General features: G+C 58.4%; 13 protein-coding genes and 1 riboswitch. Of the genes, 5 read left to right on the top strand and 8 right to left on the bottom strand.

The genetic code is table 11. The features are described 5' to 3' along the window. Positions 1–30: 30 nt before the first annotated feature. From araD to araB, 3 genes are all read right to left on the bottom strand, one after another. Positions 31–726 carry an L-ribulose-5-phosphate 4-epimerase gene (gene araD, locus CWM61_RS17775; protein WP_012968949.1) on the bottom strand — a complete coding sequence of 232 codons (696 nt, stop codon included), beginning with the start codon at positions 724–726 and terminating at the stop codon, positions 31–33. Positions 727–863: 137 nt separating this feature from the next. After that, positions 864–2,366 carry an L-arabinose isomerase gene (gene araA, locus CWM61_RS17770; RefSeq protein ID WP_074386880.1) on the bottom strand — a complete coding sequence of 501 codons (1,503 nt, stop codon included), beginning with the start codon at positions 2,364–2,366 and terminating at the stop codon, positions 864–866. A 10-nt stretch (positions 2,367–2,376) separates the two neighbouring features. Continuing rightward, positions 2,377–4,086 (bottom strand): ribulokinase, encoded by a 1,710-nt coding sequence (gene araB, locus CWM61_RS17765; protein WP_074386879.1) that lies wholly within the window; start codon positions 4,084–4,086, stop codon positions 2,377–2,379. 337 nt (positions 4,087–4,423) lie between these two features. Between araB and araC the strand changes: the two genes are divergently transcribed. Together araC and CWM61_RS17755 are read left to right on the top strand one after the other, a co-directional pair. Next, on the top strand, positions 4,424–5,269 hold the full coding sequence (gene araC, locus CWM61_RS17760) for an arabinose operon transcriptional regulator AraC (RefSeq protein WP_004204301.1): 846 nt from the start codon (positions 4,424–4,426) through the stop codon (positions 5,267–5,269). Positions 5,270–5,397: 128 nt separating this feature from the next. Further along, positions 5,398–6,165 (top strand): DedA family protein, encoded by a 768-nt coding sequence (locus CWM61_RS17755; RefSeq protein WP_008807458.1) that lies wholly within the window; start codon positions 5,398–5,400, stop codon positions 6,163–6,165. On the opposite strand, the gene thiQ is transcribed toward CWM61_RS17755, so the two are convergent. The 4 genes from thiQ to sgrR form a co-directional block, all read right to left on the bottom strand. Then, on the bottom strand, positions 6,152–6,853 hold the full coding sequence (gene thiQ, locus CWM61_RS17750; protein ID WP_074386878.1) for a thiamine ABC transporter ATP-binding protein ThiQ: 702 nt from the start codon (positions 6,851–6,853) through the stop codon (positions 6,152–6,154). The two genes, CWM61_RS17755 and thiQ, sit on opposite strands and share 14 nt — an antisense overlap. Beyond that, entirely contained in the window at positions 6,837–8,447 is a 1,611-nt protein-coding gene (gene thiP, locus CWM61_RS17745; protein WP_100631631.1) for a thiamine/thiamine pyrophosphate ABC transporter permease ThiP, read from the bottom strand. Before thiP ends, thiQ begins: the two co-directional genes overlap by 17 nt. After that, positions 8,423–9,406, bottom strand: coding sequence for a thiamine ABC transporter substrate binding subunit (thiB, locus tag CWM61_RS17740; RefSeq protein WP_100631630.1), 984 nt, complete (start codon positions 9,404–9,406; stop codon positions 8,423–8,425). Before thiB ends, thiP begins: the two co-directional genes overlap by 25 nt. Positions 9,407–9,438: 32 nt before the next feature. Continuing rightward, a riboswitch (TPP riboswitch) is annotated at positions 9,439–9,658 on the bottom strand. A gap of 37 nt (positions 9,659–9,695) precedes the next feature. Next, positions 9,696–11,351: an HTH-type transcriptional regulator SgrR gene (gene sgrR, locus CWM61_RS17735; protein ID WP_100631629.1), complete on the bottom strand. Its 1,656-nt coding sequence runs from the start codon at positions 11,349–11,351 to the stop codon at positions 9,696–9,698. 87 nt (positions 11,352–11,438) lie between these two features. Between sgrR and sgrT the strand changes: the two genes are divergently transcribed. After that, positions 11,439–11,591: a glucose uptake inhibitor SgrT gene (gene sgrT / locus CWM61_RS17730; protein ID WP_012542866.1), complete on the top strand. Its 153-nt coding sequence runs from the start codon at positions 11,439–11,441 to the stop codon at positions 11,589–11,591. A 271-nt stretch (positions 11,592–11,862) separates the two neighbouring features. Next, the gene (locus CWM61_RS17720) at positions 11,863–13,047 is read left to right on the top strand and encodes a sugar efflux transporter (protein ID WP_100631628.1); all 1,185 of its coding nucleotides are present in this window, start codon (positions 11,863–11,865) and stop codon (positions 13,045–13,047) included. A gap of 44 nt (positions 13,048–13,091) precedes the next feature. On the opposite strand, the gene CWM61_RS17715 is transcribed toward CWM61_RS17720, so the two are convergent. Beyond that, positions 13,092–14,402, bottom strand: coding sequence for an MFS transporter (locus CWM61_RS17715; RefSeq protein ID WP_100631627.1), 1,311 nt, complete (start codon positions 14,400–14,402; stop codon positions 13,092–13,094). A 231-nt stretch (positions 14,403–14,633) separates the two neighbouring features. On the opposite strand from CWM61_RS17715, the gene CWM61_RS17710 reads away from it, so the two are divergent. Then, positions 14,634–15,530 carry a LysR family transcriptional regulator gene (locus CWM61_RS17710; RefSeq protein ID WP_100631626.1) on the top strand — a complete coding sequence of 299 codons (897 nt, stop codon included), beginning with the start codon at positions 14,634–14,636 and terminating at the stop codon, positions 15,528–15,530. Positions 15,531–15,532 lie beyond the last annotated feature (2 nt).

The raw sequence follows: 15,532 nt of genomic DNA, 5'->3' as shown, positions 1-15,532 counted from the left end.
CGGTCTACCAGACGGTGGCGAGCAGGGTGATTATTGGCCGTAGTAGGCTTTAGCCCCGTGCTTACGCAGATAGTGCTTATCGAGCAGCGTTTGTTGCATATCCGGCAGCTGCGGCGCCAGCTGGCGGCAGAAGATGCCCATATAGGCGATCTCTTCCAGCACGATGGCGTTATGCACTGCGTCTTCGGCATTCTTACCCCACGCAAACGGGCCGTGGGAATGCACCAGCACGCCGGGCATCTGCGCCGGGTCGATTCCCTGCTGACGGAAAGTTTCGACAATTACGTTGCCGGTTTCCCACTCATATTCGCCGTTGATCTCCGCATCGGTCATCAACCGGGTGCAGGGGACCGGGCCATAGAAATAGTCAGCGTGGGTGGTACCGGTCGCTGGAATGGATTGCCCGGCCTGCGCCCAGATGGTGGCGTGGCGTGAATGGGTATGCACAATACCACCCAGCGTCGGGAAGGCCTGATACAGCAGGCGATGAGTTGGGGTATCCGACGAGGGCTTCTTATTGCCTTCCACCACCTCGCCAGTCTCCAGACTGACCACCACCATATCGTCGGCGGTCATCACGCGGTAATCCACGCCGGAGGGTTTGATAACCAGAACGCCCTGGTCGCGGTCGACGGCGCTGACGTTGCCCCAGGTTAAGGTCACCAGATTATGCTGCGGCAGCGCTAAGTTGGCTTCCAGAACCTGGCGTTTAAGATCTTCTAACATAATGTGCTCCGAATAGCAGGCGAGTCGGGTATCCCTCACCCCGGCCCTCTCCCAACGGGAGAGGAAGAAAGGCGGCATGACGCCCTGTCGGTATCCTCTCCCCAACGGGGAGAGGGAAAGGGTGAGGGGACGGCCTCTTAGCGTTTTGAACCGTAATACACTTCATTCCAGCGCAGCGCGTCCTTGAAGGACGGCAGACGGGTATCGTTGTCGATGACCGTCAGCTCGATATTGTGCAGCTCGGCGAACTGGCGCATATCGTCGAGGTTCAGCGCATGGCTGAAGACGGTATGGTGCGCGCCACCGGCGATGATCCAGGCTTCCGAAGCGGTACGCAGATCCGGCTGCGCTTTCCACAGGGCGTTGGCCACCGGCAGCTTCGGCAGATCGTGCGGCGTCGGGACGGTTTCAATGGTGTTGACCAGCAGACGGAAGCGATCTCCCAGATCGATCAGGCTGGCGACAATCGCCGGGCCGGTCTGGGTATTGAAGATCAGGCGTGCCGGATCCGCTTTGCCGCCGATACCCAGCGGCTGGACGTCGAGGATCGGTTTCTCGGCGGTAGCGATCGTCGGGCACACTTCCAGCATATGCGAGCCGAGCACCAGATCGTTGCCGTTGTCGAAGTGATAGGTGTAATCCTCCATAAAGGAGGTGCCGCCCTGCAGACCGGTTGACATCACCTTCATGATGCGAAGCAGAGCGGCGGTTTTCCAGTCGCCTTCGCCGGCAAAGCCATAGCCCTGCTGCATCAGGCGCTGTACGGCGAGACCAGGAAGCTGTTTCAGGCCGTGGAGATCTTCAAAGGTGGTGGTAAAGGCGTGGAAACCACCCTGCTCGAGGAAGCGTTTCATCCCCAGCTCAATGCGCGCGGCGTCCAGCACGTTCTGGCGCTTGTCGCCGTGAACCTGCGCTGCCGGGGTCAGACGGTAGCTGCTTTCATATTCATCGACCAGCGCGCTGATATCGCCGTCGCTGATGCTGTTGACCACCTGCACCAGATCGCCGACCGCCCAGGTGTTCACTGAGAAGCCAAACTTGATCTGCGCCGCCACTTTATCGCCGTCGGTCACCGCCACTTCGCGCATGTTATCGCCGAAACGGCACACTTTCAGATGGCGGGTATCCTGTTTGGAGACCGCCTGGCGCATCCAGCCGCCGATGCGCTGGTGGGCTTCTTTATCCTGCCAGTGGCCGGTGACCACGCTGTGTTGCTGGCGCATACGGGCGCCGATGAAACCGAACTCGCGGCCGCCGTGCGCGGTCTGGTTCAGGTTCATAAAGTCCATATCGATGCTGTCCCACGGCAGCGCGGCATTGTATTGCGTATGGAACTGCAGCAGCGGCTTGTTGAGGATGGTCAGGCCGTTGATCCACATTTTTGCCGGCGAGAAGGTATGCAACCAGACCACTAACCCGGCGCATTTGTCATCGTAGTTGGCGTCGCGGCAGATATGGGTGATTTCGTCCGGGGTGGTGCCCAGCGGCTTAAGGACCAGTTTGCACGGCAGTTTGGCTTCCGCATTCAGGCTGTTCACCACATGTTCGGCATGCTTCGTCACCTGGCGCAGGGCTTCCGGGCCGTACAGATGTTGGCTGCCAATAACGAACCATACTTCATAGTTATCAAAAATCGTCATTTTCGTATCCTTAATGGGTGAGCGCTGCCTGAGATTGCGGGGCTTTTTCCGTCTTTGCAGCCGAAGGGAGATAGTGTTGTTCAGCGCTGACCGACCACTGCTGGTAGCGCTGATAGAGTTGTTCGAAACGTTGTGCCTGCGCCGGGCGCGGCTGCAGAGTGGTTTCCACCTGGCTTGCCATTCGCTGCTGGGCGGCGGGAATATCGTCGTAGACGCCGGCGGCGACGGCGGCGAAGATAGCCGCCCCCAGCGCACAGCACTGATCGGAGGCGACAATCTGCAGCGGGCGGTTCAGCACGTCGCAGCAGGCCTGCATGATGACCTGGTTTTTCCGCGCGATACCGCCGAGGGCCATCACGTTGTTAACCGGGATCCCCTGCTCGGTGAAGCACTCCATAATGGCGCGCGCGCCAAAGGCGGTGGCGGCGATCAGGCCACCGAACAGCGCAGGGGCGTCGGTCGCCAGATTAAGGTCGGTGATCACCCCTTTCAGACGCTGGTTGGCATTCGGCGTGCGGCGGCCGTTGAACCAGTCGAGCACCACCGGCAGGTGATCGAGCGAGGGATTACTGGCCCAGGCTTCGGTGAGCGCCGGCAGTAACTGTTTTTGGCTGGCTTTGATTTGCTCGCGCAACGCCGGTTGCTGTTGAGCCAGCTGTTCCAGCGGCCAGCCGAGAATGCGGCCAAACCAGGCGTAAATATCGCCGAAGGCGGACTGGCCTGCCTCCATGCCGATAAAGTGCGGAACCACGCTGCCGTCGACCTGCCCGCAGATGCCTTTTACCGTGCGCTCGCCGACGCTCTCTTTATCGGCAATCAGGATGTCGCAGGTGGAGGTGCCGATGACTTTCACCAGCGCGTTAGGCTGTGCCCCGGCGCCAACGGCGCCCATATGGCAATCGAAGGCGCCGCCGGAGATGGCCACAGTCTGCGACAGACCCAGACGCTCGGCCCACTCTGCGCTCAGCGTGCCGACCGGCACATCGGCCGTCCAGGTATCGGTGAACAGCGGCCAGGCCAGATGCTGGTTAATGATGGGATCAAGCTCATCGAAGAAGCTGGCCGGCGGCAGACCGCCCCAGCTTTCGTGCCACAGCGATTTATGTCCGGCGCTGCAGCGGCCGCGGCGCAGATCCTGCGGGCGCGTGGTGCCGGAGAGCAGGGCAGGCACCCAGTCGCAAAGTTCTACCCACGAGGCGGCTGCCTGGGCGACGGCGCTATCTTCGCGGGTGACGTGAAGGATTTTGGCCCAGAACCATTCGCTGGAGTAGATACCGCCGATATAGCGCGAGTAATCCTCTTTACCCGGCTGGTGGCACAGGCGGGTGATCGCCTCGGCTTCCTCGACCGCCGTGTGATCCTTCCACAGGACAAACATGGCGTTAGGGTTGTCAGCGAATTCTTCGCGCAGCGCCAGCACCTTGCCCTCGGCATCTACGGGAGCCGGGGTTGAGCCGGTGCTGTCGACGCCAATGCCCACGACGTCGGCGCGCTGTTCGGCGCTCAGCGAAGCGAGCACGCTTTTCAGCGCCGCTTCCATGGACTCGATATAATCTCGCGGGTGGTGGCGGAACCGGTTGTTAGCCCCATCGCAATACTGTCCTTCCCGCCAGCGCGGATACCACTCCACGCTTGCCGCCAGCTCTGCGCCGGACGCGCATTCCACCGCCAGGGCGCGGACTGAGTCACTACCAAAGTCGAGGCCAATCGCAATTGCCATCTTGTTACTCCATGCAGAAATCATTCATGCAGCAACAGTAGATACCCCCGGCAAAATCCGTCAGGCCGGATTCGCTAATCTTATGGATTATTTTGCTGTCACCTCGCAAAGTGTGACGCCGTGCAAATATTCGATGTGGACTTTCCTGCCGTATTTATAGACACTTTTGTTACCCGGCATATCACGGTGGAATGCACGCTGCTGGCGCTTTTTTCGCTTACTGTGCGGCTTTTTAGCGAAATTCCCACCGCCGTCGCAGTCGCGACAGGGCCGAGAGCGATAAAATGATGAATATGGACAATTGGTGTCACTAATACCTTCGGGGAGAACCACGCGTATGGCCGAAACGCAAAACGATCCGCTGCTGCCGGGCTACTCTTTTAACGCTCATCTGGTCACCGGCCTCACGCCGATTGAGGCGCAGGGATACCTGGATTTCTTTATCGACCGCCCGCTGGGCATGAAAGGCTATATTCTCAACCTGACGATCCGCGGCGAGGGTGTTATCAATAACCACGGCGAGCAGTTCGTCTGCCGGCCGGGCGATATGCTGCTGTTCCCGCCAGGGGAGATCCATCACTACGGCCGCCATCCCGACGCCAGCGAGTGGTATCACCAGTGGGTCTACTTCCGGCCACGCGCCTACTGGCACGAGTGGCTCAACTGGCCGACGATCTTCGCCCAGACCGGCTTTTTCCGTCCGGATGAACAGTGGCAGGCGCGCTTTGGCGAACTGTTCGGCCAGATCGTCGATGCCGGGCAGGGGGCGGGGCGCTATTCCGAACTGCTGGCGATAAATCTGCTGGAACAGCTGCTGCTGCGGCGCATGGAGGCGATCAACGAATCGCTGCATCCGCCGCTGGATAACCGGGTGCGCGACGCCTGCCAGTACATCAGCGACCATCTGGCCGACAGCCATTTTGATATTGCCAGCGTCGCCCAGCACGTCTGCCTGTCGCCCTCGCGTCTGTCGCACCTGTTCCGCCAGCAGCTGGGGATCAGCGTGCTCGGCTGGCGGGAAGATCAGCGCATCAGCCAGGCCAAACTGCTACTGAGCACGACGCGGATGCCGATCGCCACCGTCGGGCGCAACGTCGGTTTTGAAGATCAGCTCTATTTTTCGCGCGTATTTAAAAAATGCACCGGCGCCAGCCCGAGCGAATTCCGTGCAGGATGTGAATAAAAAGTAAAGAAAGTGAAATGATGACCCGCTTAAATGTCACAGCCAGTAAACTATTAAGACAATTGGTGGCTTGACGAGGGCGCGATGGCTCCGGAGAATCCGGGCTTCGTTTTTTAACCGGGTACATTATGCAAGCATTGCTGGAACACTTTATCACCCAATCCACGGTCTACTCGTTGTTAGCCGTGATGCTGGTGGCCTTTCTCGAGTCGCTGGCGCTGGTGGGGCTTATCTTACCTGGAACGGTGATGATGGCCGGCCTTGGGGCGCTTATCGGCAGCGGTGAGGTTAACTTCTGGCAGGCGTGGCTGGCGGGGATCGTAGGCTGCCTGCTGGGCGACTGGATCTCATTCTGGCTCGGCTGGCGTTTCAAAAAGCCGCTGCACCGCTGGTCGTTTATGAAGAAAAACCGTGCCCTGTTGGAGAAGACCGAGCATGCGTTGCATCAGCACAGCATGATCACCATTCTGATCGGCCGCTTTGTTGGGCCGACGCGACCGCTGGTGCCGATGGTCGCCGGGATGCTCGATCTACCGGTGGCGAAGTTTGTGCTACCGAATATTATCGGCTGCCTGCTCTGGCCCCCGCTCTATTTCCTGCCCGGCATTCTCGCCGGGGCGGCGATTGATATTCCGGCCGATGAAAACAGCGCCAGCTTTAAATGGCTGCTGTTAGGGGCGGCGCTGCTGGCCTGGCTGGCAGGGTGGCTGTGCTGGCGGCTGTGGCGGAGCGCGAAAACCTCAGGCGATCGCCTGACCCGCTGGCTGCCGCGCGGCCGACTGCTGTGGCTGTCACCGCTGATGGTGGTGGTCGCCGCGACGGCGCTGACTCTGGTCTGCCGCCATCCGCTGATGCCGGTCTATCTGGCGATCCTGCACAAGGTTATTGCGCGCTGATGCCCATCAGATGCGAGGCGCTGCTGTTGCCGCTTAACAGCTCGGCGGTGGCGCCATCCCAGACAATCCGCCCTTCGGCGACCACTATCGAGCGCGGCGCGATGCGCGCGGCATCTTCCACGCTGTGGGAGACCATCAATAGCGTGAGCTGCTGCTGCTCGCAGACATCGGCGACCAGGGACAGCATCTCCTGACGCAGCGCCGGGTCAAGCGCTGAGAAGGGTTCATCCAGTAACAGCACTGGCTGCTGGCGCACCAGACAGCGGGCCAGCGCCGCGCGCTGCCGCTGACCGCCGGAAAGCTCGCCCGGCAGGCGTTCCAGCAGCGCATCAATTCCCATCTGTCCGGCCATCGCCGCCACCTGCGCCTGCTGCTCGCGGCTCAGTTTCAGGCCCGGGTGGATCCCGAGGCTGATATTCTGCCGAACCGTGAGATGGTTAAACAGGTTATTCTCCTGGAACAGCATTGAGACCGGACGCTGCGCCGGCGGCGTCGCGTTATGCGTCTCGCCGTTGATCTGCAGGCTGCCGCTGGCGGGCGGCAGAAAACCGGCGATCAGATTCAGCAGCGTGCTCTTTCCGGCGCCGCTGGGGCCGAGCACCGCGATACGCTCGCCGCGCGCGACGTCGAGGGTAAAGCGCATCGGCAGATGCTGGTACAGCCAGGTCACATCATTGAGTTTTAGCATCACGCCCCGGAAGTTTTTCAATCAGCGTAAATAATAAGAAACAGAGCAGCAGCAGGAGCAGGGCGGTGACGGCGCCGTCCTGGCTGCGGTAGGCGCCTATCTGCTGGTACAGATAGAAAGGCAGGGTGCGGAACGCCTCGTTACCGAACAGGGCCACCACGCCGAAGTCACCAATCGACAGCACGCAGGCGAAGGCGAGCGCCTGGGCCAGCGGGCGCCGGAGGGCGCGAAGCTCAACCACCCGCAGCCGCGTGAAGCCTTCAATCCCCAGCGACTGGCACAGCATACTGTAGCGGGCGGTCACGTCGCGCATCGGGTTTTCCAGCACTTTAAGCGCGTAGGGGATCGCCATCAGGGCATTGGTGAAGATGACGATGCCGTCGGCTGACTCCGGCAGTCCGACGCTGTTACTGAGCAGCAGAAAAAAGCCAGTGGCGAGCACAATCCCCGGCATCGCAAGGATTAACATGCCACTCAGCTCCATCGCCTGCCCGGCCAGCGGCCGCTGGCGGGCGCGCAGCTCCCGGCTGCTCCACAGCAGCATCATCGTCAGGGTTACGCTCAACAGCCCGGCGGCGATGGCGATGCGCAGAGAGGTACTCAATGCCTGCCAGAGCGCCGGCTGCGCCAGCACGTTCAGCATGTTGCGGTTGATCCCGTCGACGATGACCGCCAGCAGCGGCGGGAGCAGCAGCAGCAGGGCGGCGCCGATCAAGAGTCCATCACTCAGGCGGCTATGCAGGCGATCGTCAGGGTCGCGCCAGCCGTGGACATGGCTGACGCCGATAGCCACCGCTTTACTCAGACGCTGGCTGAGCAGCACCAGCGCGAGGCAGCAAAGCATCTGGATCAGCGCCAGCATTGCCGCTCGCGCCGGATCGTAGTCAAAGCTCAGCGCCTGGTAGATAGCCAGCTCAATCGTGGTGGCTTTCGGGCCGCCGCCCAGCGAGAGCACGGTGGCGAAGCTGGCAAAGCAGAGCATAAAAATCAGCGCAGCGACGGCGGGAATGTGCCGGCGCATCCACGGCCATTCGACGAAGCGGAAGAAGGCATAGCCGCGCATGCCAAGCTGGGCGGCAATTTGCCGCTGTTCACCAGGGATACTCTCCAGCGCCTGCAGCAGCAGGCGGGTGGCCATCGGCATATTGAAAAAGACGTGCGCCAGCAGGATGCCCTGCAGACCGTAGGGCGAGAAATCCCACTGCCAGCCGAGCGCGTGGAACAGCGCGGCGATCCACCCCTGGCGGCCATAGACGCTGAGGATGCCAAACACCGCCACCAGCACCGGCAGGATCAGGGTCATTGCGCACAGGCGCAGCAGCAGCGTGCGGCCCGGGAAGCGACGCCGGTAAAGCGCGCGGGCGAGAAAGATCGCCGGCCCCACCGAGAACAGCGCTGACAGCGACGCCTGCCAGAAGGAGAAGCGCACCACGTGCCACAGGTAGCTATCGCTGAAGACCGATTGCCAGCCCGCGCCGGGCGCGCTAAACCACAGCGCCATAAATGCCGCCAGCGCGACGGCGCAGAGCAGGGTGGCGGCAAAAAGGCCCGGTAATAGCCCGCTAAGGTTTAGCGGCTGACGGCGCGTTGCCATGCATTAATCCAGGTCTGACGCTCGCTGGCGACCTGCTGCGGGGTAAACGCCAGGGTGGTCTGCGGCTTCACCAGGGTATCAAACCCGGCCGGCAGCGCGACCTGAGTCACCGGGTACATCCAGTTCCCGGTGGGGATGGCGTTCTGGAAGCCAGGCGAGACCATAAATTTGAGGAACTTCTCCGCCAGTTCCGGCTGCTTGCTGGCGGCGGTACGCGCGGCAACTTCGACCTGCAGATAATGGCCTTCAGCGAAGCTCGCCGCCGCATAGTTGTCTTTCTTCTCTTCAATTATGTGGTAAGCCGGCGAGGTGGTGTAGCTTAAGACCAGGTCGCTTTCCCCTTTCAGAAACAGACCGTAGGCTTCACTCCAGCCCTTGGTGACGGTGACCGTTTTCGCCGCCAGCTTCTGCCAGGCCTCGGGTGCTTTATCGCCATAGACCTTTTGCATCCACAGCAGCAGACCCAGCCCCGGGGTGCTGGTGCGGGGATCTTCGTAGATGACGCGCCATTTCTGCGGGCTCTCAACCAGCTCTTTCAGGCTCTTCGGCGGGTTAGCCAGTTTATTTTTGTCATAGACGAAGGCGAAGTAGCCGTAATCGTAGGGGACAAAGGTGTCATTATCCCAGCCGCCCGGCACGCTGACCGCGCTGGCGGGAACGTGGCTTTTGGCGAACAGTTTACTCTGCGCCGCGGCTTCCAGCAGGTTGTTATCCAGGCCAAGCACGACGTCGGCTTTGCTGTTCTTGCCTTCCATGCGCAGGCGATTCAGTAGCGAAACGCCATCTTCCAGGGCGACGAACTTCAGTTCGCAGCCGCAGTCCGCTTCAAAGGCTTTTTTGACCGCCGGGCCGGGGCCCCAGTCGGCAGAGAAGGAGTCATAGGTATAGACGGTGAGGACAGGCTTAGCCAGAGCGGGCATGGCGACGAGCGCCAGCAGCGGGAGTAATTTTTTCAACACTTTGCACCTCAGAAAAAAGGGGGGGCAAAGGATTTTGAGTGAGCCTCAAATCCCTTCGCCGGCGTTATCCGGATCAGGTTCGACGGGTATTTTCTCAGCCCATACGCTTCATCCTTCAAGCCGCATCTGCGTTAGCTTCGCGCGTTCACCCCAGTCACATAGTTATCTATGCTCCAGGGGATTCACCCGCTTGCTGCCTTGATGCAACTTGAATGATATTGCGTATGTTTATTAGCACCCCGTTGAGAACGGCCTTAGTGTAATGATTTTGTCAGATGACGGAAAGCGCTTACGGCTCCGGCGGCGCAAACCACGCGGATTTAAAGTCGAACCAGCCGAGGGTGTTCATCCGTACGCCGCGCATACTGCGCTGCCCCTGAATCATCAGCCAGTGGTGGATCAGCGGCACGATATGTTGCCCGGCCAGCAGTCGCTGGCTCCAGGTGGCCGGATTAAACTCTCCCGCGCGCCAGTTGCAAGCGTCTGCCTGCCAGTCAATGGGGATGCAGCGCTGAATGAGCGGGACTTCGTACAGATAGGCGAAGAGTGAGAATTCGATCGGCAAGGTGAAGTTAACGCTGTTGAGCCAGATATCGCTGACCACCTCGCCGCGATGCCAGGCATCATACTCCAGCTCCTGGATCTCCAGCTTCACCTGATGCGCTGCCAGCAGGTCACGCATAATCCCGCCGATCACCCGGTGTTCGACATGATCGCGGTAATAGGTGAGGGTGACGGTCTCCAGCCCCGCAGGCTTCTCGCAGGCGTGGTTACTGGCGTGATGCCAGCGCGGCAGCAGGCCGTAGGCGGGAAACCAGTTGCCCTGGTAGTGTTCGCCCGCATGGTAGAGCAGGTTGGCGGGCTGAAACAGATAGCTTAACCAGCGACGCACCGCGTCGTTGGCCCCCAGCGGGCTTCGCGAGTCGAACAGCAGGTAATAGCAGCCCTCTTCCAGGCGACTCTCCACCGCTTTTTCGCTTTCGGTATTGCCCTGCAGCGTCAGGCCCCCATTGGGCTCTTCACTAATTTCCGGCAGCACCCAGACGTTCACCTCATCGATCAGCGCCCGGTAGCCAAAATAGTCTTCAAAGGCATGGATCTTGAGCTGGTTCTGATTGTTACGCACCACGGCATAAGGGCCGGTGCCGACCGGCATGGAGGAAAAGTGGTTCATGGTCTGCCACTCCTGCGGCAGCACCATCGCCGGCACCTGACCCAGCAGCCAGGGCAGCCAGCGGTCGGGCTGGCGCAGATGAATATCCAGGGTCCAGGCGGTGGGCGATTCGATGCGTTCGATATGTGAATAGAGCGGCAGGGCATTGCTGCGCTGCAGAGAGGCGATTACATCCTCCATCTCCAGCTCACGGCCATGGTGAAAATGGATGCCCGGGCGGAGGAAAAAGCGCCAGTGGGTGGGGGTCAGTTGCTGCCAGTGGTGGGCAATATCGGCTTCCAGTTCCCCATTTTCCTCATTTACCCGCGTCAGGGCGCTGAATATTTGCCGGGCAATATGCGTTTCCGAACGCCGCAGCGCGCTGCCGGGCAGTAAATTCTTCATCGGACGGTAGTAAAGCACGCGCAGGATATGCCGCCCCTGGCGAAAGCTGCGGCCAAGATGAGAGATCAGCATCTGGCGGACGGCGGCCTTATCGCCGACCAGCTGCACCAACTGATCGATGCGATCCTGCTCGAGGAGATCTTCGGCACGCTGCTGCTGCAGGGCGAGACCGGTATAGAGAAAGGTCAGCCGCGAACGCTTGCCGCGGCCTGCCTCCGCCTCCCAGGCCAACCAACCGCGGGACTCCATCATATTGAGCAAGGTGCGCATATGACGGCGCGAGCAGCTCAGCATTTCCGCCAGCTCGTTGAGGGTGGTCTCCTGCGACTTGCCGTCGCAGCACTGCCATAAGCGGATGAACTGTTGTTGCAGACGGCTGGAAGACATAAAAGGGGAACTCCTGCGCAAAACTCAGCAATTTATTACTCCCCATATTAAGCCAATAATGAATCCCGATGAAGCGAGGAGGTGAATATGATGAGGTCTACCGCAAAATCGTTCTACCAGCGCTATTTTTCTGCGACGCAGGATGCGTCCTGGCTGGCCCGCCTGATGGCAGGACGACAACAGGAAATCCTGGGAGAACTGATGCAGTGGGGAGTGACGTCAAAGGCCTCTGATCATTGACTTGCAGACATCATGTGTGACTGAGTATTGGTGTTATACTCGTCGTTTTTCACGCTGCAGGGGCGTTGGCCGCGACCGCTCGTTTCGCTGTCGATGCGCTCAGGGCCTAACGTTTTGGCCACGCTCACCCTTTCAGGGCCAGCGCAAGCGCTGTGCAAAACGGTTAACCGTTTTGTCCTGCAACATGAAACCCATAGAGTATAGAATCACCCGCCAGCAGAAATCCTCTGCTGGCTTTTTTCGTTTACTTCGCGTGTGTTAAGGACATTTCATGCTGTGGTTGATGACGATGGGGCGACGGCTAAACGGCGTCTATGCCGCCTTTATGCTGGTTGCTTTTATGATGGGCGTGGCGGGCGCGTTGCAGGCGCCGACGTTGAGTTTGTTTCTCAGCCGCGAAGTAGGGGCGCAGCCGTTCTGGGTGGGCCTGTTCTACACCGTGAATGCTATTGTCGGGATTCTGGTGAGTCTGGCGTTGGCTAAGCGCTCCGATAGCCGCGGCGATCGGCGGCGGTTAATTATGCTCTGCTGCCTGATGGCGGTGGGCAATGCGCTGCTGTTTGCCTTCAATCGTCACTACCTGACGCTAATTACCTGCGGCGTGATGCTGGCGTCCATCGCCAATGCCGCGATGCCGCAGCTCTTCGCCCTGGCGCGGGAGTATGCCGACAGCTCAGCGCGGGAAGTGGTGATGTTCAGCTCGATCATGCGCGCCCAGCTGTCGCTGGCGTGGGTGATTGGCCCGCCTCTGGCCTTTATGCTGGCCCTCAATTATGGCTTTACCACCATGTTTTCCATTGCGGCGGGCATCTTTGTGATTAGTCTGGCGCTGATTGCCATCAAACTGCCCTCGGTCCCGCGGGTGGAACAGCCTTCGGAAGAGGCGGCGGCGCTGGTGCAGGCCGGCGGCTGGCAGGATAAGAACGTACGCATGCTGTTTATCGCCTCCACGCTGATGTGGACCTGCAACACGATGTATATCATTGATATGCCGCTGTGGATCAGTAGCGATCTCGGCCTTCCCGATAGCCTGGCCGGGATCCTGATGGGCACTGCCGCCGGACTGGAGATACCGGCGATGATCCTCGCCGGTTACTACGTGAAGCGCTTTGGCAAACGGAAAATGATGGTGGCGGCGGTCGCGGCCGGTGTGCTGTTTTATGCCGGGTTGATTCTGTTTCATGAGCGTACGGCGCTGCTGGCCCTGCAGCTGTTTAACGCGGTCTTTATCGGTATTATCGCCGGGATCGGGATGCTGTGGTTCCAGGATTTAATGCCGGGCCGGGCGGGGGCAGCGACCACCCTGTTCACCAACAGTATTTCCACCGGCGTGATCCTCGCCGGGGTGATGCAGGGGGCGCTGTCGCAAAGTTATGGCCACGCCAGCGTCTACTGGACGATCGCCGCGATTTCGCTGGTGACGCTGTTTTTGACCAGCAAGGTGAAGGATATCTGACAAACCGCCTTGCCCCGGCGTACAGCGTCGCCGGGGCAAGCTGACTACTCCAGGACGATACGCTTGATATCGCCGATGATAAAAATGTAGGCAATCACGCCGATCAGCGCCGTCAGGCCGACGTAGATCAGTGCGTAAAAGAAATTACCCGTTGCGGAAATAATCACGCCAATTATCAGTGGCGCAATAATGGATGCCATATTGGCACAGAAATTAAATATGCCGCCGGTGAGGCCTGCCATATTTTCCGGGGCAATATCAGAAATTAATGTCCAGCCCAGACCGACCATTCCCTGGCCAAAAAACGCCACCGACATAATAATGATAACGGTGCTGTTAGCGCTTACCCAGTTCGCCGCAATAATACAGCTGGACAACAATAAACCGGAAATTATTGGTAACTTTCGACTGATGTTGACGGAGCCGGTTCGCTTCAGCAACCGGTCCGAGAGCCAGCCGCCGAAGAGGATGCCGATTGCGGCGGCGAGGAAGGGCCAGGTGGCGAAGAATCCGACGTGAAGCCAGGGAAGATGGCGCTCATTGGCAAGATAGCTGGGAAACCACGTCAGGAAAAACACCAGCGTAGTGTTCCCGGCGAACTGACCCAGACTGGCGCCTACGATCTGACGACAGCCCAGCAGACGCCTGGCGTCACGCCAGTTAAATGGAACGTTCTGGATTTTATTGTTAATGTTGTTTGCGCCGATGTAATCCAGCTCTGCTTTATTAGCCGTGCGTGATTCATGCGGTTCGTGATAAAAACGCCACCATACCAACGTAAATAAAATACCTAATCCGCCGGTGAGAAAAAACAGCGTTCTCCAGCCATGGTGTTCGAGGATTAGAAATAACAGCGGCGAGAAAGCGGCCAGCCCTATATATTCGCCAACTGTATATGTTGCCGTCGCCCGCGCGCGCTCATGCTGGGGAAACCAGGTGCTGACGATGCGGCTGTTGGCCGGAAAGCAGGGCGCTTCGCTGACGCCAAGCCCCAGGCGCAGGAGGAGCAGGGTTTTCAGCCCGAGGGTAAAACTTTGCAGCAGAGTAAACAGCGACCAGAAGAAAATAGACAGGGCATAAGTGAGCTTGTTACCAAAACGGTCTAAAAATACCCCGCCAGGGATCTGCGCCAGCGCATAGGTCCAGGCAAAGGCGGAGAAAATGATGCCCATCATCGCTGGATCGATATGAATTTCCTGGGTTAATTGTGGGGCGACAATACCCAGGATGGTGCGATCGAGATAATTGATCATCGTTCCGACGGACAACAGCAGTAAAATAACTATCCGAACGCGGCTTCTTTTTTTCGTCCCCGATGAGGAAGTGAGGACTTCCTGAGAGTTTGACATACTCATAGCGAGTTCCTTTAAAGTTTAAAATATTTTTGCATATATTCGCACATGCAAAAACATCTCCAGGAACTATAGATAGTATCTATGAATGGCAACCCTTTGTTGCACATTCATACGCTTCACAAAAGAATATTTGATGTAACGCCGATATTTACCCGCTCCCGCACATTATTGGTGGCTTGCATGGTATATTAGCGTCAGTGCATTTATTCTTATATTATACGGGCAAAAATAATGAACCTAAAGCAACTTTATTATTTTAAACGTCTGTCTGAAACCGAACATTACACCGAAGCCGCCTCCAGTCTGTGCATCACCCAGCCCTCGCTAAGCCATGCGATATCGGAGCTGGAGAAGGAGTTAGGGGTCGCGCTGTTCGCCAGACAGGGACGGAACGTTAAAATTACGCAAAACGGCAAGCGTTTTTTGCCGTATGTCGAAGATGCGCTGGCCTCGCTGGAGAATGGCCGGATGACATTACAAAAAAATGGCGCCGAGAATAAAGAGAATATTCGCATCGCCTTTATTTACACGATGGGCGAATATGTTGTTCCGCAGTTAATTAATCAATATTCTCTTTCACCTGAATGTCACAACGTTACTTTTTCTTTTACTCAGGGGACATCGCTGACCCTATTGCAGGAGCTGAAAGCTGGCAAAGTCGATCTGGCGATTTGCTCTTATATTGCGGATGAGCCGGATATCGATTTTATTCCTGTTATTCAGCAGGAGCTGGTGGTGGTCACGGCGAAGGATCATCCGTTGGCCCGCTTGTATGAACATGAGGTCGATCTGGTAGAGACGATTCATTATCCCTATATCTATTTTTCAGAGAATAGCGGTTTACGTCCGTTTATCGATAATGTGTTTATGCAGCAAAAGCTGGTACCGGAGATCGCCTGCTACGTGGAAGAGGATACCGCGATGGCCGGGCTGGTCAGTATTGACTATGGGATCGCGATTATGCCGCGGATCTCTGCGCTCTCCTATTACAACGTTCACATCCTGAAGATTAAAAACACCATCCCCCCACGCTACATCTATCTGGCGACAATGAAAGATCGGCTACTTTCCCCAGCGCTACAGTCATTTAAAAATGTAGTTATCCACGACAGCCAGAATCTCTGTTAGCG

This window comes from Klebsiella sp. K-Nf6, from assembly GCF_002806655.1.
Taxonomy (GTDB): Bacteria; Pseudomonadota; Gammaproteobacteria; order Enterobacterales; family Enterobacteriaceae; genus Klebsiella; species Klebsiella variicola.
Note: the sequence above shows the minus strand (reverse complement) of the source record. Positions and strands in the feature narration are given on the sequence as shown.